Here is a 22,685-nt window from a genome sequence, read left to right as displayed (position 1 = left end):
GTATTGGGTTTTGAATGAAAAACGATAGGTGAATATAATATGCTCTTTCAGAATAGATTACCGTAATCCAAGATAAGAACTTGCAGTTGTTAACTTTAAACACTGTAAGCTTATGAAAACTAAATTAGAAATCAACGAATTACAAGGTATTCCCCTTGTCGTTCAAGAGAAACTTCTCTATGAGATAAACAATGGAAATGTTGAATTAATCTTTGCAACAAGTCTGCATTTTTCAGCTATCAAGCAAATAACGGTTATTCTAAATAAGGATATACCTGAGAATAAAAGACAAGAACTACAAGAATCTTCTTGGACTAAAGAAGTGTTTGAACAATTTGCTGTAGTTGTAACATTTTGTAAACATACCGTCTTTCCTTTTGAAAGTGATTTTCACTTTACTTATCTCTCTCTTTATCTAAATCCACAGTTTATTATCTATTCTCGCAAAGAAAGTAGTTGGGGAAGTTTATTACAGAACTTTTATACTTTTTCAATCAGAAAACAACTCCTACAGCTTGATAATTGGGTAATGGAGATAAAACAGAAGCACGAGGATTATAAAGCTCGTTTTATTGATTCACTTGTTAAACAGAAGCAATTTCAGGCTGTATTGATTATGTATGCGCATATCATACGCCTTTACCTTCACAGCGTACAAAGCATGCTGTTTCCTAAAAGTGCTTTAATCTTTAATTCAGATGTAGAGTTATTGGAATCAATAGAAAATAACTACCCAGAACTAAGTCAAATCTTTATCAATAATGATATTGATAAGATGTATCTGTTCAATCTATTAAATGTTGATTGCAATAGCGAGATAGCAATTGAAGAGAGTGATCTTATTAAGCTTGAGCGTGTATGTACTGTTATAAGTGAACAATTTGAAAAAGGAGTCAATAGCTTTTTTACTCCAAGAATTGAGTATCTACTTAGTGATTTGAAAGGAAAGCAGATTTTCTCTAAAGTAGAATATGAACAGTTTATACTTAATGCTGTAATTAAAAGACTTCTTCAAAGCTACCGCATTGACTTAATCTATTTGATTGAAAGTAAAGTTTCTAATGACTCTATAGAATTCCTCTTGTTTATAGTGGGTACTGATATCAAGATTCAAATGGAACAGCACATGTCAACCTTAATTAGAAATCATTTTAATCAACGAGTTGAAATTACTTGTCTACTACATAAAACCACTTGGATAGAACGTCATGGTACAAAATTCTTGCCGTTTATCTATAAGCACATCACGGATGATAATGTAGTATACAGTAGAACCAAAAAGAAGCATGCTAAGTTTATTCTTCCTGTTTTTGAACTGCCCGAAGATACTGATAGTTCTAATTGGCAAAAGGACTTTTGGAAACTATGCCAAGATAATTTAGAGAGTCAATGGTTTCAGATGGATTTGTTTAGTTGTTCTACCTATCAAATCGGACATATTGTACAGTTAGGAGGTATTTTTAAGCAATTGTGCCTTTCATTCTTATATAAGAAGCTAAACTATGTTCCTCATTTTGCCAGCCCACGTTACTTGTGGAAACTCGTACAATGGGCTGATAGAGAGTATAGCAATCAGTTAATGAGTGTAGAACAGTCAGATGCTCTTTTCTATTTTCTAAATACAAAACTGCCTTACTTTCCAAGACAATCAACCCCTGTTAGTACTCCTACACAAGAGCAGTATTTAAACACACTGCACATTTGTAATCACTTCTATAATCACCTTAAAGAATTATATACCAATTAATAACCCTTAAATATTTTAAATTATGGAGACTAAATTTCAATTATTGAAAGAGCAAAAGTTCCCTGAGAACTTAGAGAAAAAACTAATAAGTAGTATAACAGATAAACAAGTTACTGCTATTTGGTACGGAGGAGTTTATGATTCATCCTATGACCTTGAAGTATTTTGGCTTCGCGTAAAAGACAAAGAGGAAGCTACTAAAGTATTTAGCAAGAAATATACTAAAGCACTCTTAGAAAACAGTAATTATCATATTGTATTATTAGACGATAACGATTTTGAATTACAAGATAAAGTAGGAAGAGCATTCACTAAATTATGTTTAGGTGATACGCTTTTACTCTATAAAGATGATAGTATAGAATTGCCAAGAAGTGATGGTTATTCGTATGATGTAGAGAGGTACAAGCTCAAATATATAGAAACCTACAAGCGTTTATCATCTTATTCAGATGATTTTATCAAAGAGGAAACCTCAGGAGTGTCTTATCTCTATTTAAAATTCTTTGAGCACGATTTAGATGTTATTGAAACAATGCTCTTTGGAACTACTAATACAAAATGTAACATTACAGAGAGACTGTTATTACTCGAGCGAGTATTTGCTCCTATCAAAAGCCTTTTTATAAAGAAAGAGGATAATTTGTACTACATAATAGATTCGATTGATAGGGACTCTGAAACTGCATTATACGATGATTGGGCGTTAGCACTTCAGAAAGTTCAAGCGAAGTTGCATAGTGTAGTTATACAGTTGCTTGAGAAACTCGAAGTAGATTCAAGATCATATAAGATAAAATCAAAAGGTAAGGTAAAGAAGAAAAAAGTATTCAAGCATTTATATCAATTATTTCCTCTAACTACGACTAAGGGAGTAGAGGAAATCTATAAATTTCATGAAGCTGTAATTTTTGAAGCTGAAAGAACAATTAAACATTTTTATCTTTTAGTGCTTACTACTAAAGAGGAAGCTCTTGAAGTACAAAAGGTAATTGATAGTTTTAGTTGTAAAGATGATAATGTCAGATTTACAATTATTGCGCATACAAGACTTTTTATTCAAGAATATAGCTTTGAACACATTTATTTCTTTGAAAGAGTAATTAAAGAAGAAAATATAATTTACTCAAATGGGTATTATCCTTCCATTCATTGGATGAGTAATTATGATTGTGATTATAGTGAAAGTGCCTTTAGACTAGATTATTCAATCTCCAAAATTAATAAGTTAATTAAGAAGAATATTATTAACCCTCAAAAAGAAGGCTTTATCTCTACAAATAAATTACATAGATGCTTATATATAAAGCTACAGATGTATGTGCTTTTTCACACGTACTATTTACCCCACACGACAAACTTAAAAACACTCATAGATTTAGCTCTTTATGCAGACAATGAAAATGCATCTAAGTTGAGTAAGCTGTTTAGTCAACTAGATTCCTTTTTGCTTACCTACACGCAGAAGAATACTGAGCAGAAAGACAATAATTTAATTTTAGATAACTCTACTATTGATTCGTTAAAGCAGTTTTTTGATTTTATAGATGCATAAAGTAAATGGGGGATATTTTTTATTAATAATTGCACAATGTTAGGCGTTATAAAAAGAGAGATGCACAGATAAATAGTTGCTTAACTTTCTTAAAATCATTATATTCATAATATGAAAAAAGAACAAAAACTAACAGATATTTCGACTTTAGGGACTCAATTATTTTGGGATACAGATATTAATAATCTTGATTATCAGAAAGCATATGTTCCCATTATAGCACGTTTAATTGAACGCGGAGATCAAAGTGAAATAGATGAAATAGTTCGACTGTATAGCAAAGAAAAAGTGCTTTTTACAATATGTAAAGAGATTAAGTTCTTACCTAATTACGCTATTAAAAAAGCTATTAGATTTTTTCCAGAACTTAGAAAAGAAGATATACTTTGTTATCAAAACAGAAAAGACAAATCCTCTCATTGGATATAAATAAAAAAAGGTAGTATTACTATGAATGGTATTCTACCTTTTTTGTTTAATTCATAATCTTAAATAATCATCTTACTAATTTGCAACCTTCGGGAGAAAAACGAGTGGTCTTTGATACTGGAAAATTTTCAATTTGTAAGGACAAAGACACATCTCGATAATTTAAACGTCATTTCGTTGTGGATAAGAACTTCGTTTATAAATTAACCAACAAGCATCAAGTAACTTATATAAATAAATAGATAGGAGGAATTTGGTAGTGTACTTCAAAAATTTGCTTTTCTTTCTTGCAGAGGGCTGGAAAACTACTCTGAAGTCGCAAGTTTTTGATTGAAATGGTAGGTAGACTCAAAATATTGAGGGGTTTACGGATTTCCGTAATAGAATTATAGAAAGTTTTAATATGTTTGAAATTAATACTTTTTGATTATTTCGCTATCTATAATAAGCTAATTTCAAAAGGTTTAATTTACAAAAACAATTATATTAATATAAATTAAACGAAATACAAATATAGGTATTTTTTACGAAACAAAACACGATGTAGTTTCGTAAAAAAACAATCTTACATTCAATTATAACCAATTATGGCACAAAAAAGAAATAGAAAAATAAAATCTTTCAAAGAAGAATTATTAACGAAATCTAGAGAAGCAATGCTTTCAGCTGTACAGATTTTCAATAATCCTAACATACAATTCAAATCTGAAAATTTCATTATTCTAGCAAATATTTCTTGGATGTACTTGTTACACGCATACTACCGAGAAAAAAATATAGAATATCGTTATTTCAAACAACAAGGTGCTAGAAAAAAATTTGATAGAACTAAAAAAGGAGCATATAAATTTTGGGAATTAGAAAGATGCTTGGATGATGATAATTGTCCTATTGATCAAGTTTCAAAAGCAAATCTTAAATTCTTAATTGGCTTAAGACATGAAATTGAACACCAAATGACAACAAGAATTGATGAATATTTAAGTGCACGTTTTCAAGCTTGTTGCCTAAATTATAATAATTTGATTAAGAAATTATTTGGAGATAAATACGGAATTGATAAGCATTTGTCTTTTTCACTACAGTTTTCTTCTATTAAAGAAGAACACGCCAACCAATTGAGAAAATTTACCGATTTACCTCAAAACATTGCTGCTTACATAAATGATTTTGACGAAAATTTATCTGATGATGATTATAACGATATAAAATATTCATATCGTGTTTTATATGTTCCAAAATCTGTTAATCACAAAGGTCAAGCTGATAAAGTAATTGAATTTATACCTGTAAATTCTCCAGAAGCACAAGGTCTGAATAAAGAATATGTCTTGGTAAAAGAACGAGAAAAAAAGAAGTATTTACCAAGTGAAATTTACGGAACTATGCAAGCTAAAGGATATCCAAATTTTAACGCTTATCAACATACACAATTTTGGAAACAGAAAGATGGAAAAAATCCTAAAAATAATTTTGGAACACAAGTCGTAAAGACATGGTACTGGTATCAAAACTGGTTAGAAGAAGTGGAAAAACATTGCCAAGAAAGTGGAAATAAATACAAGTAAAACTGCGGTAACAAGGGTTTGGCACAATGGCGGGTTAAGGCTTAATTTTAAGTTTCGATTTTCTATTCTGCAAAGAACCAACTATATTGACTTTTTTCTTAAATTTAGCTAATAATAGGCTTTTGTTCTAAGTTGCGTGCTAAATTGAAACTTTTGCTTTTAATTCCCACCATTCCGCAAAGTCCAACCATACTGTACCACAAAATACATTCTTAAAAAAGGAAAATATTTTTTTTATTTTATAAAAACAAACTATACTGTGTTTCAATCTTAGGCTGAAAAGTTCCGATAATCATAAACGGATTATGTGAAGTATAATGATACAATGCAGATGTACCTAGATAGAAATGCAAGTCTTTTGTTTTTGCAAAATCTTCAAAATATTTATCCTTAACATCTTGAATAGCTCTAGCTTCATTCCCTTCATGTTTGGCTAAACATTTCCAAAATAATTGACCAGTTTCCCAGTCTTCAATCATCATATTACTTACTCTACCTTTATCATCTTCAAATTTAAATTTGAATGTATAGGGCAATTTTTTTACGACCTCAAAAGGATTTTCAGGATGTTCATATTCGAACATATTGGTTTGATCTCTATTTGCTTTTAGTTGATCTATCTTTTTTTTATTCCATTCTCTTTCAACTGATTCAGCATAAAAATCAAGAATTTTAGTTGGTTTAAAAACGGCTAATGACGTTCTAATTTCTTTATTTTTAGCTTCTTCAATCAATTTAGTCATATTGGTATAGACATTTTTTAAGACTATTTGTTTACGTTCATACCAAGATCTATCTTTTCCGGTACCTAGATGACCTAAAATAGCTATTTCACTATCAATAGAATACGGTCTATAACTTTCAAATCGAAAATCACTTCGGTTTTTTACTAAATCAATTTCAATCCAATCATACTTACGGTATTGTTCTTCATATGATTTTTTTCTAAAAGGAATTGGATATATTCTAATCCAAGAGCCATCTTCTAAAAAACCTGCGGTACAGACTAATTCATCATATTTGCCAGAAATAGTAGGATAAGTTTTAACGGTAATAAGGACTCTTTTTTTAGCCATATTTAGATATGTTTTAATTCATATTCGAATATAGTGTTTTTTGCAATAGCTTCAGCTAATGGTTTTCTGTGGCATTGACAAATATCTGCTTCAAAACATGTTAAAGCAATTCTTTTGTATTTTGAAAGTAAATCAATTATTTTATTTTGATAAACATCAGTTTCTTTTAAAGTAGTTTTTTTATAGACTTCAAATAAAGCATTATAATCTTGTTGTGTATTTAACTCTTGACGTTGGTCTGAATTGATACCTACTTCTGGAATATGAATGTATTCGATACCCAAACTTTCACAATATTTTTTTAACAAACTTTTGCTAAAACCAAATTTCATACTTAAAGAATTTTTTCTAACATCAACTAAGAGTTTAACATCATTACTAACTAATTTATTTAAGTATTTTTCAAGTGAAACTCCTTCGTAACCTATTGTAAAAAGTATTGTTTCATTAGTTTCTTTTTTTGAACACATTACTTTTTGAAGTTGTTGTTCGTCTAAAATTTTACTAGCAATTGTACTGTTAATAGCATAGTAAGGAAAGTTAATGTATGTATGTTTAATAAGAGTGTTAATATTCATAGTACTATATAATTGTACTACTTCGATTAGTATTTTCTTATCATCAATTTTTAACATTTTTACAAAGTCATCTGAATTATTTTTGATATAATAGTTTTCGTTTTCTAGTAAACTACTATTCTTCACCATAGTATTCAAATCTGCTTTTACTGAAAAGGAATAACAACCAAATTTATAAGGTATAAATTCATATTCTGGCTTTTTCTTTTTCTGACTGTATAAAAACAATAATTTTTGGATGCGAATTTTTTCTAATTCTCCACCCAATAGTTGTATTAAAGCTAATATTATTTTTCTTCTGTAAAACATATTGCAAATTTAGGTAAAATGAAACTGATAAAATAATTTAAGTGAAAAAGCATATTCTAAAAACTTCCTTTAATCTTTACCGGATATGCTAGATGTTTGAATTGTAAAACTTTACATAGACAAAAAGAGTTCGTTATAAAAAACTTAGTGTCAAATAGTGGGTGATTTGCTAATATGAAATCACTTTAGATTTTACTTTGTAAAATTGGTAAATTTAGTTACCGAAAAGGTAACAGCAAGTTATGTTTTGAGGCACTCAAAACTACGTTCGTGTCATCAAAACGACTTGCTCTTGCAGAGGGCAGGAAAACTACTCCGAAGTCGTGAGTTTTTTGTTTAAATAGTAGATAGACTCAAAATATTGAGTGGTTTACGGATTTCCGTAATAGAATTAGAGAAAGTTTTAATAAGTTTGAAAGTAAAATAACATTGTTTAATTATTTTGCTATTTCTGTTCAAGTAACTCTATTAAGTATTTGATTTTTTTAAAACTAATAATATTAGTAACAAATTAGTGAAATATGCATATAGGTGTTATTTGACGAAATTACACCATGTTTTGTTTCGTTAAAAAACAATGTTATGTGCTATTTTAAAATAACCGACAGATGTATCTATTAGACAAAGACAGACTCGAATTAGGAGACATAATATTGATTAAATCAGAATCAAGAATTTCTCAAATGGTAAGAAGATTGACAGGAAGTCAGTTTTCGCACGCTATACTTTATGTAGGAGTTTCAAGTATTATTGACTCTGACGGTTATGGGGTTCAATCAAATAATTTACAAAGACTTCTTATTGAGAAAGAAGACGATGTTGTTGTGCTAAGAGTAAAAGATGAAAGCAAAAAAGACTTGATAATTAAGGCTGAATATTTTGCAAGACAGAAAATCGGTACAGAATATTCTACAGATGAAGCAAAAATAGCGACTATATCAAAAGAGCTTGAAGCAAAAGAACCCAATAGACAATTCTGCACAAGGTTTATTGCTCAAGCATATGACAGTGCTGGAATAAAGTTGGTTGAAAACCCAGCTTATTGCGTTCCTGAAGAAATATTAAACTCAACAGAACTAAAAGTTGTTGAAAATCCATTAAGACCTGTTTCTGTAAAAGAAATTGAATTTGCGAATTCTGAAAACCCATTAGCTAAACAAAGAGAAATACATAATAGCATTTTCAAAAAAGCAAGAGAACTTTCAGGACAAGACATTCAAACTTTCGAACAAATTAATGAATTGATTATTCAAAGACCAGAAATTGATACTGAACTAACAAAATTTGTTACTGAATCGGGCTATTTAACAATGATGGAAGATGACATTGAAAAGAATCCGTGGCATTATAACGCAGAGAAAATGATTGAATATTACAAAAATCCTGAAATAATTGTTGACACTGCTATTTCCTTTGCTTCGACAGAAGAAAAATCGAGAGAGAGATTAAATATGACCATTTATTCATTAGTCCAATTAGACAAACTCTATCCAAGAGAATATTTCAAAATGGAAATTAAACTTTATAGAAAATTAATTAAGTTTAGTTTTCAAAGGCAAACAGAAGCTTTAAAAGTTCTTAAATACTATAAAAAAACTATGCCTAATGCTATAACAACAGTGCTAACCTAAATTTCGTAATAAAAAATGACACATATTCCTCAAATTAATAAAGGTTCAGAATGGAGAAAATGGGACTTACACGTTCATACACCTTTTTCTATTTATCAACGATTTGGAAATAATGATGACACAACTTGGGAAACATATATTAAAGACTTAGAAAGTCTACCTGAAGATTTTGCAGTAATTGGTGTTAATGACTATTTATTTTTAGAAGGATATGCAAAACTAAAAAAAGAACAAACTGACAATAATAGGCTTCCCAATTTAAAACTATTACCTGTTGTTGAATTTAGAATTGAAAAATTTGCTGGAATTAATTTCGAACAGCTGAAAAGAATAAATCTTCACGTAATTTTTTCTGATGAAGTACTGCTAGAAACTATTCAAAGTCAGTTTTTGAATACTCTAGAGCAAAGTTATTATTTAGAAAGTGGAGAACCTTGGACTAGAGCAATTACACCACAAAGTGTGGAAGAACTTGGAAAGCAAATAAAATCATCAATTCCGCCAGCTGAACTGCATAAATATGGTTCTGATTTGACAGAAGGATTTAACAATCTTAACGTGAAAGAAGAAGAAATTTTCAGAGCTCTCAATAAAGATTGTTTTAAGGGAAAATATTTAATTGCTATTGGAAAAACTGAATGGGGTGATTTAAAATGGACAGATGCTTCTATTGCTACTAAGAAATCAATAATTAATAGAGCACATATAGTCTTCACTGCTTCAAATTCTATAGTTGAATTTGACAAAGCTAAAACACAATTAACGAATCAAGGCGTTAATGATTTACTTTTAGATTGTAGTGATGCTCACTACCTTTCAAATCAAACAGATAAAGACAGAATCGGGAATTGTTATACTTGGATTAAAGCAGATCCAACATTTGAAGGCTTAAAACAAATTTTATATGAGCCAAATCACCGAGCAAAAATTTCAGAACAAAAACCAAGAGAACCAATACGCAAAATTGAAAGTATCAAATTTAACTTCCTCAAAGAAACTTACATAAAACGTAATAATTCAAATGAAAGACAAGAGTTTTGCTTAAATCAATTGAGAAACGAAATTTTCTTTAGTCCATATTTTACTTGTCTAATTGGTGGTAGAGGAACAGGTAAAAGCACGATAATTAATTTATTAGCTGAAAGACTAGGAGAAAAAACCGATTTTTTCAAGGAAAATAATTTAATCATTGACGGCAAAAAATATGACATTGAAACTGATACGAATAATTTAGTTAATGTTTCGGGAACTAATGAGATTGAATTTGTTAGCCAAGGCAAAATTGAAAGACTTGCAGAAGGTAATGAATTAACTAAACTCATTTTTAATGAGAGAATAAAGGAGGTTGAAACAGGTTTCTATGATTTAGATGCTGAGATAAATTCATTAATAATCATTATAGATGAGACGGTAAAGTTACTTTTTGATTTACAAAATATTAGCCTTTCATTAAAAGAGAAAAATAAAGAAAAAGACACAACTCAAAACATTATTGATTCAGTCAATGATGATAGATATAAGGCAATCACTAAAAGAATTAATGAAATTCGTAGAGAAATTAATGCTATAAACGCAAGCCAAAATAGATATGAGAATTTATTAAACTCAATTCGTATTTTACTAATAGAAAACGTTAAAATTGAAACTCAAAATGATATAGAATTAAGAATTAATGAAATTTTAAATCTAATTAAAAGCATAGATGAGGTTTCTATTAACCAAGAAAATGAAGTTTATATAGAACTAAATGAGTTTAAAGCATCAACTGAAAGAATAGACATTTTAACAAGAGATTTTGTTTCGGAAAATCAAAAGCTAAAAGGGTTCTTTTTAGAAAAAGGAATGAGTGAGGAATCAATAAAAGACTCTCAAAAAGCGAACGAAAATTTAGAACGAACTAATTCAGAAATAGCACAGCTAACAACGAAAACAGATAGAATTAAAGAATTATTTAAAGAAAATTCCAATAAAATTGAATGTCTTTCAGGCCTTTACAATTCATATTATCAATTAATAGACACTAATCTTACTCAAATAAATCGGAAACTTGAAGTTAACAACGAAAACGTACTTAATATCAATTTTAAGTTTGAATTCAATACTGATTTTTTGAAACAAATAGTTTTTGAAGAGTTTTATAGTACATTTTCCAACTTTCATATTTCTGGGACTTCACAAGGTCAAGTCAGAGAAGTGCTATTTTTAATAGAACCTAATGAGGACTTATTAAACTATGATTACAAAACTTTTTTAACCAAATTAGAAAATGAAATTGAATTAAAGGGTTATCGTAGAACAAATAATTACGTAAAAATAGTTACTGATATTTTTAGCTCAAATATCAATTTCATTATCTACAAACTCATTTTAAGAAAACACATTTATAATCTTTCAAAATTCATTAAAATTAAAGGCTATTACGGAGATCGTGAATTGCAAAACTGTTCATTCGGACAAAGATGTACTGCTGTAATTGTGACACTATTAATGACAGGAGTTAAACCTCTTGTAATTGACGAACCAGAAGCTCATCTGGATAATCGATTAGTAGCAGACTATTTGGTTGACCTTATTAAATCAAAAAAGCTTGATAGACAAATTATATTTGCTACTCACAACTCAAATTTCGTAATTAATGGTGATGCAGAATTAATTCATATTCTTGACATTCCACAGAACAATATATTTACAAATTTAACTTCAACCTCAATTGAAAACTATGACAATAGAGAAAAATTGTTAAAACTTGAAGGTGGTAGGGATGCTTTTTTAACTAGAGAACAGAAATATGGGATACATAATTAATTATAAGCACTAGGCATAACATGGGGTTGCAGCAATGGCGGGTTAAGTGATTATTGAAAGTTCCCTCTTACTATGTCGCAAAAGCCAATTACATTGACTTTTTTTCTTAAATTTATTCAATGAATTGGCTTTTGCTTACCGTGTCGCTAAATTGAAACTTTTCGCTTCAATTTCGGTCACTGACGTCAAGCCTCGAAGCGTTATCTGCAAGTTCATCTCAACATTGCGAAATAAACAACTGAAATAAAATGTATAAGTATCATTTTCGTCCAGAATATGGATCAGAGAAACTTTTGATAGAAATCTTTGATGGTTTAGAAAAAGAAGAATTTCTTTCTGATTTCCTTGATGCAATTAAAATATTAAAGCCCAAAGTTGTAGACTTTGAGGATTTATGGATGAATGAGGAAATTTTAATAAATGTAAATTCCGAAATGGGAGAATTCATTCTTTCAAAAGATACATGGGGTTTTGTTTTCCTAATGTCCGAAAATAACCAAGAATGTCTTTTTCGAATAAATTCAATTTTAGAAATCACAGAAAATTTTGAAAAAGTAGAAGTCGATTTTGAAGATTATAAATTAAAATAGAGCCTGTTACTTAACACCTGATGAAATACACATTTTAGAGATAAACTAAGAACCTTTTTTTCCTCAAAATCAATTTATAAACAGTACATTTGATATAGAATCAAACGATTCCAATCATAGCATAAAACTTTCCGAATAAGGTGCTCACCATAATTTAAAAAAGTGAACAACCCTATTTATAAAGCATACGAGATAAAAGAGGCTAACCCTCTTTCTCCGCAAAGAAAACCGATAACGAGAGTTATCGGTTTTTTTATTTTGTGAAAGTGATGGAGAGTTTCACTCTCAGCATCACTTTCACAAAATAAAAAAAGCACAAGACCGAATGCAATGAGGGATTGTTTTTCTTTGTGTCAATTTACCTTGTTTGGGATCTATAATCCCTCTTTTCTTGTTTAAAGCTCGCTTTGAGGGTACTTTTTGGAAAATAAAAAAACGTGGATAAGCGCAGCTTATCTGTTTTCTTTGTGTCAATTTACCTTGTTTGGGGATCTGTAATCCCCTCTTTCTTTTTGAAATGAATTTTCATGTTATAGGGGGAATTGCCATTCACCCCTACGTTTATCCTGAAACTAAAAAAAGCACAAGACCGAATGCAATGAGGGATTGTTTTTCTTTGTGTCAATTTACCTTGTTTGGGGATCTGCAATCCCTCTTTTCTTGTTTAGATCTCGCTTTTGATGTTCATTTTAGAAAATAAAAAAAAGCTACTCAAACAAGTAGCTTTTCTATTATCTAAGAACCTTTATTAAAAGATTCCTTATCATATTTGCTCGCTGAACAGCATTTTTACCCTCAAATTCAAAAACAGTCTCATGATCAAACTTTCCATCATTCCAAAATACTGTAAGATACCCTAATTCATGTTTCTCTCTCTTTTTCCAAGCTAAAGCAAAAACACCCACTAAATATAATCTTGTAGCAGATATTCTACTTTCAATAGTTGATTGATCTTCAGATAGAATATTTGATATACGGTCAAATGGGATATCACCAACTTTTAATGCTTTAATATTAAATTGTTCATCATAATATTCATAAAGTTCAATGTTATTGTTCTTTAAATGAAACCCACTAAGTTTAATGGTTCTATCTATATCAGGATGACCATAAACTAAACTACCAGATCGTACAAAACTTTTAACATCAAAATCTTTTTTCCATTGATTTTGCTTCTTCAATTTTTTTATTGAGTAAACAATACCCACAATACAAAAGACTATTAGCGCTAAAATAATTATTACATCCATTTTTTTAGTTTAATACATTAATATTTGACCTATAAATTTTATCCAAATATAAACACAAAAAAATGTTAATCACTATACAACAACTAACTCTTTTACATTTTTTTTAAAAATATAACATCCATCCACTTTTTGTTTCCCAACGCTCTAAACCAATAGGTTGAAGTAAAAAAGCACGGTGCATTAAACTCTTAGTATGTAGTAGTTGTTACTTCTTTCTTTGGTTTGTTCTTTTTGATCTTTGTTACTTCTTCTTGGGTTAGAGGTTCTTCTTTTTCTTCTACGATAGGTATAACTTGTTCTACAGACTTAACTTCCATATCACCCCTCAGGATATTCATTAAATAGTCTTCATCGAGTAACTCCTTTTGACTGTCTTTTTTTGATGGTTGTTTTGCTGTTTCCATATTGTACCTTTTTAAAGGTTTACATTTTACATGATGGATAGTTGTAAGCTTTAGCTTATTGGAAACATTATACTAATACGTTTTTACAATAAGATCATTTTAAAACAGCATTAAAGTGCTATTTCAAAGAAAATTGCAAAACTTACTTAACTATCTTACAGCAAAGAAAGTATATATACAGTTTGAAAACTTTAAATGGAATTTTAAGGTTATACTTGGTACTTTAGTGTCAAATAGTGGGTGATTTCTTAATATGAAATCACTATAGATTTTACTTTGTAAAATTGGTGGAGTTAGTAATCGAAAGATCACAGCAAATTATGTTTTGAGGCAATCGAAATTGAATTCGTGCCATCAAAACGACTTGCTCTTGCAGCCGGCTAGAAAACTACTCCGAAGTCATTAGTTTTTTGTTGAAATAGTAGATAAACTCAAAATATTGAGTGGTTTACGGATTTCTGTAATAGAATTAACAAAAAAATTAATATGTTTGACTTTGTAACTATTTCGCTATCCATATTTAAAAAGATATTTTTTATTTAGATAGTTGTGCTAATTATAATAAATTAGCCTATTAAGTATGTGGTTTTTAGTGGGTTAAATGTGTTTACGGCATATTTTAGAAATATGGATATAGGTGTGATTTTAAGAAACTATGTTCTATTGTATTTCGAAAAAACAATGTTATATGTAAGTTTTCCTAACATGACGTGTAAATGAGATTCTATTATTTATTTCCCTTACTTATTTTATTAACTTCTTGTTCAAGTACAAAAAATTTGAATGGAAAATATCGTTCTAATAAAGCTGAATTAGGTTTTTTTATAACGGAATTAAATTTTAAAAATGAAAACGATTTTGAGTACAAATTTTCTGGTGATTTACAGCATACTGAATTAACTGGAACTTATAAAATTGTAGATAAAAATGTCTATTTAAAATTTAATAAAGAAAAGGGACAAATAGAATCGGAAAATGACAGTTTAACAATTGTTGAAATTTTAATCGGTAATTGTCATAACTACGACCTAAAAAATGAATTAAATATTGATTATCATTTAAAATATAAAATTAGAGGAAATAAATTATTTTCATACAGAATTGATAATGGTAAACTTGTTACAAGATCAAAAAATTATGAAAATACAAAGAGGTTTTTATTGTTCGGTTCAAAATGGAAATCAAAAAAAAGTTATCTCAAAGCAATAAATTAAAACCTGCATATAACATCGGCTTGGCAAAATGTGAGGTTTAGGTTTGATTGAACGTTATTGTTTTCTAATTGTCAAAACCTGTTCATATTTGTATTTTTCGTACGTTTACAACTAATGGAACAGCTTTGGCTTTGTTTGGGTCTGAATTGAACATTTACTCAATTTAAGTCCGCCACTTCGCCAAGTCCAATTTCTGACATTGTATCAAAAATGCTGCTAATGAAACAACTTATTCTATTCCTATTTTTAATAATTTCAAATTGCTTGTTTGGACAAATATCTAAAGAACTAGTAACAACAATAAAGTCTTTAGAAAAGTACCAATCATTTTATACATTAGATAGGGAAATAAATGACATCGAAAACAAAGTAGATAAAATTGCAAAATCAGATGAATTAGAATATTTAGCATTAAATGGGAGTAATGTTTATATAAAAGGTGTAGCAATTAAAATTTTAATTAACAGAAATGATAAAAATATTAAAGATGTTTTTAAAAAACTGATTAATTCAAAAGATTCAATAATATGTAATACAGAACACCTGTCAAGTTCGGTTTCACTTCCTGCTTTTTTCTTCGAAAACCTTTCTTTTAATAATAAATTAGACAAAGGAACCCAGAATAACATAAAATCCGATTTGATTGAAATTATTTTAAACAATCAACCTGTTAATATAAGTTTACTCAACGAAATTCACTATCAAATTCCAGTCAATAAAAAGTATTACGAAAAAATTAGAAATATTGTTGTTAAATCAAATTCACCTTCACTACTTATTACTTTGGCTAAATATCAAAACGAAAATGATATTGAACTAATCAAAAGTTTTAAAGAAGATTCTTTTTCTGCTATCGAAGAATTCCCAAATGATGACTTTTTACCTTTTCTTGAAGAATACACAAATCATTACGATGAGTTTCCTTATATGTTTGCTGTTTCAAAATTTTGCAATCCAAAAGGAGCAGAATTGGTTTCAAAAATTGTCGATTTAAAAACAACAAACCTTAAAAATAGTACATGTAATAAAAACTATTGTTTAAAAGCATTTTACAATCAAATCTATAGGAATGATTGCAAATTATTTTATCCAATACTCGAAAAAATGTGGTTAAGCCACAAAATTCTTTCCTTTGATATTTTAGATTTTTATGAAGAAAATCACACGAAAGAAGAAACTGTAAACTTTATACTTTCTGGACTTTCTCTAAACGGTAAAGCTGAATTAATCAGTCAAAATATGTACGATATTGAAAAAATGCTTAGTCAAAATAATGAAGAAGATTTAACTTTTGGTGAAACAGGTAAATTGATTAAACTTTTAAATAGACTGAAAACTTTGTCAGAAGAAAAATATCAATTCGCACTTAATGGTGTAATTTCTACTATTGATGATTTAGAAACTGATGATTTTATTTACCAACTCAACGATAATAGAAACCTTTTGAAAGCAAAGAATAGTTTTATTCAAAAAATGAAATCTAATGAAAGTGTTTACGGTCTTTTAATAATAATTAATGGTGTCAAAAAACTAGGAGATAAAAAGCTATTCAAAGCTTGTTTTGAAATTATTAAAGAAAGGCGAAATGAATTCCAAGAAAAAGAGGTTTGGGAAAAATCACTACAAGAATTCTTAAGAAAAAACAAATTGAAATTATAAAACACAATATTAGATAACATCTGTTTAGCAAAATTCGGGGTTTAGGTTTAATTGAGTGCTATTGTTTTCTAATCACTAATCCAAGCCCAGTTATATGACATTTTAAAACATGATCCTGCTAGAAGTTAACAAACGAAAGAATGATAAAAAATACGGATATTCTATAACTATATTTTGCAGGGATACTTTGTATTATTACAACTCCAAACAAGGAGTTTTAAAGCTGAAAAAGAGAGGTATAATGAAGCACTTGTAGCTTATCATTTTGAAAATAGTGTTGCAGTTCAAGAAGATGTATGAGGATTACATAAAATAAAGATAAGATGAAAAAAGTAATCGTATTAGTAGTACTATCCATGTTTATCATTAGTTGTGGGTATTCAACATCTAAAGAATATAAGGGGTATATGTACTATGAAAAAAAGCCTTTGACAGGGGTGAAGATTTTAGAAGAAGGAACGGATAACTTCACCTATACAGATCATAATGGATATTTTATACTGAAGAGAAGTCATGAAAACTTTATCAATGATTTAGTTATTTACAGACATAATACAACAGATACACTAAATTTAGAAAAGGGACGACCTTCTATAGGAGCTGGAAGGTATTTCTTGTTTTTAGAACCAGGTAGAAAAACGGATACAGTTGATTTACATTTGGAAAATAGGATAAAATCTAGGTTTATTGAATAAACAAGGAGAGTGAGAGTTGTTTGTTAAAATTCCTCTCAACAGTATAGTAAAAACAGTAGTAGGAAAGTATAATTTCCAATCCTATTGTGATTTTGAGGTAGGAATTTAATGGTTTCTTGCATCGTAATGAAATCAATTATTTTATCCAACCGATTTCTTTTCTCCATTGATTGTATGCAGGATCTTGATTGTCTATTTCTTTAATTTGATCAGAAGAAGGAATGTTTTGCAATTGTAAATCTGTTAATAAAGGTAAACCAACCTCATTGCGATATTTATTTAAATGTGTACTATTTTCAACAGGATAAAGTGTATCGGAACTGATCATTTGTGTACCATATTTCTGTGGTTTACTTTGATATACTTGAATTCTATCGTACAGATATGCTATATTTTCTGGTGAGATATCTTGCTGATGTTCCAGCATTAGGTTATATGAATTAATCATAAAATCAGGTTCACTAATCGCATGTTGTATAATAAGCCAAGCTGCTCCACTGGCTTTCTCTCCAACTTTACTTATGGTAGGATATCCAATTTGTTTTATAATATCTCTTAGAATTAGGCTGTTTTTTTGATGAACTTCTCTCATCTGAGGATTATAACCTTCAGACAGCTTTCCTTGGTTAAGTAGCTGTTCTCTTACTGCTAAATCATTTTCTGCTAACTTAATTAATTCTATAGCTATTTCAGGATATACCATTGTTTGTAGATATTTAGTTGAATTTATAAAGATATAAAATACGAGGCTTTATGAATAAAATATATGCTAAAGGATATTTAGAGTAAGTGCCTAGATCGCACTTCTTGCGCTCGCTAAGACCTTGCCAATTGTGACTGCATAATTATTCCAAATCAAAAGTGAAGACTTCATAGAGACCTTAGCTTATATCTTCTTATAATGCATATCAAATAGCACCAACGGCTTGGGATATAATGTATGTAAATACAGATACACCGAAGTAAATAAGATTTGAATTTATCCTCAGTGTTGACTCAAAATATTGAGGGGTTTACGGATTTCTGTAATGGAGATTAGTAAAATTATTTTATGTTTGAAAATAAAACTAATATTTATATTTTAAAAAATAATTAATTCATATTAAAATAATTATATTAATAGAAAATTTAACAATATTTGGATTATTTCACAAAATCAAACTGTGTTTTGTTTCATATAATAACAATGTTAGCTGCAAGTTTACTATTGCATATAATAATTACTCTCTCATAATAAATATGTATAAAGACTATTTTTCAATTGAAAATCACGATGAAGATAAAATAACTCTTTATTAAGTAAAGTCGTGATTTGTAAAGTCGTAAAGTTGTAAGATTTTTCGCTTAAAGGGAGATTTTACTATTTAGAAAATTCAGCGTTTCGATTTCCCATAACCCTTCACCCATAACCCTTCACCCATCACCTCATAACCCATCACCCATACCCCTCTCTTATTTAAAAGACGTAGTTACAACAACCTTTATAACGCGTTTTTGTCTTGTTCTTTATGTTCAGCTCCCCATTTTCCTAAAGCTTTAATAATTGGAGCTAGTTTTAATCCAATAGAAGTCAACTCATATTCAACGCGAGGGGGCACTTCAGGATAGACTGTTCTCAAGATAATATTGTGCTCTTCTAGTTTGCGTAATTGAAGTGTTAAAACTCTTTCTGTAATATTGGGTAATACCTTTTTTATCTCTCCAAAACGCATCTTCCCTTCAAGTAAATAACAACAAATAGCCATGGTCCATTGCCCTCCAATTATACTTGTGGCATATACCTCATTACATTCATTTTCAAGGGCTTTTTTGTTTTCGAAGTGAGTAGAAGTCTCCTTAATTTTGGTCATACTTACTTTTTTGATAGTATCTAACAATTGGACGTAAAGGTACAAAAAGCTGTTTGAACTCCCTATTTTTGTGGTAGTAATAACAATTAATGAGAAGAAATGATGCGTACATTAGTGATTTTAATTCATCCAAATTTTGGAGAATCTATTGTAAATAAGTTATGGATAAAGGCGTTAGAGCAATCTCCTGAACGTTACTTTATTCATAATTTACACACAGCATATCCGGACGGAATAATTGATGTTCAAAAAGAACAGGAATTGATTGAAACCTTTGATCATATTGTGTTTCAATTTCCTTTTTATTGGTTTAATTGCCCTCCTTTGTTTAAGACTTGGTTAGATGAAGTATTGACTTATGGTTGGGCTTATGGTAGCCAGAGTGGTTACAAAATGAGTAATAAGAAAATAGGATTAGCTATAACCGCAGGGATTGAGGAGAAGGAGTATCGTGTGGAAGGGAAGTATAACTATACACTGGAGCAACTATTAGCTCCTTTTGAAGTAACGTTTAACTACATTAAGGCAGACTATAAAGGATTCCATGCGTACTATGGCATCGAACTAGATAGCTCAGTAGAAACAATAAAAAATAGTATTGCTCCTTATATGCAATTTATAGCAACAGTATAATATTTAAAATAGTATAATGAAATTAGAACTATATCAAATAGATGCTTTTACAGCACATATTTTTCAGGGAAACCCCGCTTGTGTTGTTCCTCTGAAAAGTTGGTTGCCAGATGAGGTTTTATTTAAAATAACAAGAGAGAATGCTGTTGCAGAGACCGCTTTCTTTATTGATAAAGGCGACAGTATTCATTTAAGATGGTTTACTCCAGAGATAGAGATGGATTTATGTGGACATGCCACATTAGCTGCCGCACACTGCCTATCAAGTATATTGCATTACCCAAAGGACAGGATTGTATTTGATACCAAGAGTGGCGAGTTAATCGTAGAGGTGAAAGATGGAATGTACTATATGGACTTTCCTTCAAGAATACCAGAGGTTTCTTCGCTACCAGAGGTTATTGCTAAATCGCTTACTATACAGCCCAAAGAAGTGTTGAAATCAAGAGATTATATCTTGGTATATGATACTGAACAGGACATTAAGAACATCAAGGTAGATCAATCTGTGCTTGATTTAATCAACTTAGATCCAGGAGGTGTAGTGGTAACGGCTGTAGGTAGTGATAGTGATTTCGTATCGAGATACTTCACTCCACAATCTACTATTCTTGAAGATCCCGTAACGGGATCTGCGCACTGCTCATTGATACCTTTATGGGCATCGAGATTAGGGAAAGATAAACTTTTTGCTCGTCAGTTGTCAGCGAGAGGAGGGGAGCTATACTGTGAGAATAAAGCTGAAAGAGTAATCGTAGCAGGTCAAGCAAGAACGTATTCTACAGGACATTTCTGGACAGAATAATATTATACAAAACGAGGATAAGTCATACTTATCCTCGTTTTGTTATTTTGCATCCGTATAGGCTACATCATATAGACCATTTGGTTTTAGATAGATGATATTATCTTGAAAGTCCATTTGTTTCTTTGTGAGGTTCGTTTTTTGTAAATCGCCTTTAATCGATAAACTCTACAACTTCACAAAAGACAAAAAAGCGACTTAGCAGACAATAGAAAACCAATTTACTTGAAAGCAAAAAATATCATTATAAAAGACAATTTACCCCAACGTAAGTCAAATAAAGAGTGTCAAATGTTTGAAAAGGCTGAAAAAATAAAAGGTGTTTATACTTTGTGAGGTTCGTGTTTTGTGAGGTTCGTGTTTTGTGAGGTTTGTGCTTTGTGAGGTTTGTGCTTTGTGAGGTTTGTGCTTTGTGACAATCCTTCAAAAAGGTAAAGAAGCGAAAAAGCAAAACACACTTTTCACAAAAATTAATTTGACCTTTATTTGGGTTAGTTGAAGGGTTTTTTGTTTCTTTTTTACCCTTTAAAAAAGAAAGGATTGTTCTTTGTGAGGTTTGCTCATCGCCTCACCATCTCACCATCTATCTCATGGGTTTATATTTGTTTTGGTATTCGATGAATATATCTCACCGAGTTGCTATTTTGTTTTTGTGTTCGATGAATCTACACTTCGTTTCGATTTTCACTGCGTTCCGATTTCACCATCTTACCACCTCACCCTCTCACCCTCTAGGTAGATAGTAAAGGCTTTGTAAGGAGTAACATTGGTAAAAAGGCCTAAAACCCTTACTGGTACTTACTTTCCCCTAACAAACCCTTTACATGCTATTTACTGCTTTATGTCAAGGTGTTGAAATTCAGTTATTTGTAGTTTTTTAATTAGGAAAAGAAAGGAAAAAAACTCCTTTTTTATCCCAAAAGTGGAAGAAAACGGAAGGGGGGATTGTCCGTGTTTTTCTGCTTTTCTAGTTTTGTATCGAGTGCAATAGTAAAGCTAGCTACTAGGTGTGACTCATAAAAAAGTAAGAACCATTTAAAATGCAAAATTATGGGAAAAATGAATAATGGATTAACAGGAGGTTTCAGCGGTAAAGTAGGAACACTTGTAGGAGCAAACGTAAACGGGCAAAATATCATTCGAAATGCACCTAAAAAAAGTAGTAAAAAACCAACAGCTGCACAGTTGAGTCATCGTGAAAAATTTAAATTAGTGTCCAATTTTTTACGACCCTTAAACGGTTTACTTAAACGCCATTTTGGACCTATTCAAGAATTAAAGTCTAATGTAAATTTAGCTTTAGCGTATCACCTTCAGGAAGCAGTAAGTCCAGTAGAAGAGGGGTTTGTTGTAAACTTGAGTAAGGTTGTAATAAGCAAGGGAATTTTACAAACGATCTTTGTGGATAATGTAGCTATTGTAAACAAAGAGCTGACGATAACTTGGAATGTAAATTTAGTTTTTGGTTTGGTAAATAAAGCAGATGTACTTACTGTGGTACTCTATCAAAAGGCAACTCAATCCATATTTATTTTAGAGCAGGTAGCAGAACGTGGTGCGGGTGAATTTAAGATTCAATTTCCTGCTAGTTTTGAAGATACGGGCTACGGTGTTTGGATCTTCTTGACCGATGTTGACCAGGTAGAATGTAGTACAAGTATGTTTTTAGGGGAATATTAATAATAACAAAGCATCGCATCTATTTTCATTGTGTATTTGATGAAATAGCATGCGATGCTTTTTTTATGTTTGTGATTGGTGTGAGCAAATTTTCCGATTGGAGATCAGGCTTTTTTTTATTGAGAAGTTATAGATCTTTACAAACAATACCGTTATCTTCTGGTAATTCAATGGTGGTATTTGTAGTAGTGCATTCTATTGCGAATA

General features: G+C 30.0%; 19 protein-coding genes. 13 read left to right on the top strand and 6 right to left on the bottom strand.

What is annotated here, in order from left to right:
• Positions 1–112 precede the first annotated feature (112 nt).
• The 4 genes from ACUTSE_RS03075 (at position 113) to ACUTSE_RS03060 (ending at position 5,299) form a co-directional block, all read left to right on the top strand.
• Positions 113–1,747: a hypothetical protein gene (locus ACUTSE_RS03075; RefSeq protein ID WP_445639199.1), complete on the top strand. Its 1,635-nt coding sequence runs from the start codon at positions 113–115 to the stop codon at positions 1,745–1,747.
• 22 nt (positions 1,748–1,769) lie between these two features.
• The gene (locus ACUTSE_RS03070; protein ID WP_445639198.1) at positions 1,770–3,302 is read left to right on the top strand and encodes a hypothetical protein; all 1,533 of its coding nucleotides are present in this window, start codon (positions 1,770–1,772) and stop codon (positions 3,300–3,302) included.
• 111 nt (positions 3,303–3,413) lie between these two features.
• Positions 3,414–3,731, top strand: coding sequence for a DUF6922 domain-containing protein (locus ACUTSE_RS03065; RefSeq protein ID WP_445639197.1), 318 nt, complete (start codon positions 3,414–3,416; stop codon positions 3,729–3,731).
• A gap of 587 nt (positions 3,732–4,318) precedes the next feature.
• Positions 4,319–5,299: a DUF3644 domain-containing protein gene (locus ACUTSE_RS03060; RefSeq protein WP_445639196.1), complete on the top strand. Its 981-nt coding sequence runs from the start codon at positions 4,319–4,321 to the stop codon at positions 5,297–5,299.
• Positions 5,300–5,538: 239 nt separating this feature from the next.
• On the opposite strand, the gene ACUTSE_RS03055 is transcribed toward ACUTSE_RS03060, so the two are convergent.
• Positions 5,539–6,375, bottom strand: a complete 837-nt coding sequence (locus tag ACUTSE_RS03055) for a hypothetical protein (RefSeq protein ID WP_445639195.1) — start codon at positions 6,373–6,375, stop codon at positions 5,539–5,541.
• Between the two features lie 2 nt (positions 6,376–6,377).
• Positions 6,378–7,262, bottom strand: coding sequence for a DUF488 domain-containing protein (locus ACUTSE_RS03050; protein WP_445639194.1), 885 nt, complete (start codon positions 7,260–7,262; stop codon positions 6,378–6,380).
• Between the two features lie 608 nt (positions 7,263–7,870).
• On the opposite strand from ACUTSE_RS03050, the gene ACUTSE_RS03045 reads away from it, so the two are divergent.
• The 3 genes from ACUTSE_RS03045 (at position 7,871) to ACUTSE_RS03035 (ending at position 12,288) form a co-directional block, all read left to right on the top strand.
• Entirely contained in the window at positions 7,871–8,893 is a 1,023-nt protein-coding gene (locus ACUTSE_RS03045) for a YiiX/YebB-like N1pC/P60 family cysteine hydrolase (RefSeq protein WP_445639193.1), read from the top strand.
• 15 nt (positions 8,894–8,908) lie between these two features.
• Positions 8,909–11,698 carry a TrlF family AAA-like ATPase gene (locus ACUTSE_RS03040; protein ID WP_445639192.1) on the top strand — a complete coding sequence of 930 codons (2,790 nt, stop codon included), beginning with the start codon at positions 8,909–8,911 and terminating at the stop codon, positions 11,696–11,698.
• A gap of 248 nt (positions 11,699–11,946) precedes the next feature.
• Complete coding sequence (locus ACUTSE_RS03035; protein ID WP_445639191.1) at positions 11,947–12,288, top strand: hypothetical protein; 342 nt, start codon at positions 11,947–11,949, stop codon at positions 12,286–12,288.
• 731 nt (positions 12,289–13,019) lie between these two features.
• Here ACUTSE_RS03035 and ACUTSE_RS03030 read toward each other — a convergent pair.
• Both ACUTSE_RS03030 and ACUTSE_RS03025 read right to left on the bottom strand, forming a co-directional pair.
• The gene (locus tag ACUTSE_RS03030; RefSeq protein WP_445639190.1) at positions 13,020–13,538 is read right to left on the bottom strand and encodes a hypothetical protein; all 519 of its coding nucleotides are present in this window, start codon (positions 13,536–13,538) and stop codon (positions 13,020–13,022) included.
• Positions 13,539–13,726: 188 nt separating this feature from the next.
• Positions 13,727–13,942, bottom strand: coding sequence for a hypothetical protein (locus ACUTSE_RS03025; RefSeq protein WP_445639189.1), 216 nt, complete (start codon positions 13,940–13,942; stop codon positions 13,727–13,729).
• A 779-nt stretch (positions 13,943–14,721) separates the two neighbouring features.
• On the opposite strand from ACUTSE_RS03025, the gene ACUTSE_RS03020 reads away from it, so the two are divergent.
• The 3 genes from ACUTSE_RS03020 to ACUTSE_RS03010 all read left to right on the top strand — a co-directional run bounded on the left by ACUTSE_RS03020 (position 14,722) and on the right by ACUTSE_RS03010 (position 17,510).
• The gene (locus ACUTSE_RS03020; RefSeq protein ID WP_445639188.1) at positions 14,722–15,156 is read left to right on the top strand and encodes a hypothetical protein; all 435 of its coding nucleotides are present in this window, start codon (positions 14,722–14,724) and stop codon (positions 15,154–15,156) included.
• Positions 15,157–15,375: 219 nt separating this feature from the next.
• Positions 15,376–16,815 carry a hypothetical protein gene (locus ACUTSE_RS03015; RefSeq protein WP_445639187.1) on the top strand — a complete coding sequence of 480 codons (1,440 nt, stop codon included), beginning with the start codon at positions 15,376–15,378 and terminating at the stop codon, positions 16,813–16,815.
• Positions 16,816–17,138: 323 nt separating this feature from the next.
• A complete protein-coding gene (locus tag ACUTSE_RS03010; protein ID WP_445639186.1) occupies positions 17,139–17,510 on the top strand; it encodes a hypothetical protein in 372 nt (123 codons plus the stop codon).
• A 136-nt stretch (positions 17,511–17,646) separates the two neighbouring features.
• On the opposite strand, the gene ACUTSE_RS03005 is transcribed toward ACUTSE_RS03010, so the two are convergent.
• On the bottom strand, positions 17,647–18,213 hold the full coding sequence (locus tag ACUTSE_RS03005) for a DUF6624 domain-containing protein (protein WP_445639185.1): 567 nt from the start codon (positions 18,211–18,213) through the stop codon (positions 17,647–17,649).
• 778 nt (positions 18,214–18,991) lie between these two features.
• Positions 18,992–19,360, bottom strand: coding sequence for a winged helix-turn-helix transcriptional regulator (locus ACUTSE_RS03000; RefSeq protein ID WP_445639184.1), 369 nt, complete (start codon positions 19,358–19,360; stop codon positions 18,992–18,994).
• A 102-nt stretch (positions 19,361–19,462) separates the two neighbouring features.
• Between ACUTSE_RS03000 and ACUTSE_RS02995 the strand changes: the two genes are divergently transcribed.
• The 3 genes from ACUTSE_RS02995 (at position 19,463) to ACUTSE_RS02985 (ending at position 22,478) form a co-directional block, all read left to right on the top strand.
• Entirely contained in the window at positions 19,463–19,993 is a 531-nt protein-coding gene (locus ACUTSE_RS02995) for an NAD(P)H-dependent oxidoreductase (RefSeq protein ID WP_445639294.1), read from the top strand.
• A 16-nt stretch (positions 19,994–20,009) separates the two neighbouring features.
• Positions 20,010–20,798, top strand: coding sequence for a PhzF family phenazine biosynthesis protein (locus ACUTSE_RS02990; protein ID WP_445639183.1), 789 nt, complete (start codon positions 20,010–20,012; stop codon positions 20,796–20,798).
• Between the two features lie 1,050 nt (positions 20,799–21,848).
• Entirely contained in the window at positions 21,849–22,478 is a 630-nt protein-coding gene (locus tag ACUTSE_RS02985) for a DUF6266 family protein (RefSeq protein WP_445639182.1), read from the top strand.
• Positions 22,479–22,685: the final 207 nt, after the last annotated feature.

The organism is Myroides sp. TSA_177.3 (assembly GCF_052691955.1).
Note: the sequence above shows the minus strand (reverse complement) of the source record. Positions and strands in the feature narration are given on the sequence as shown.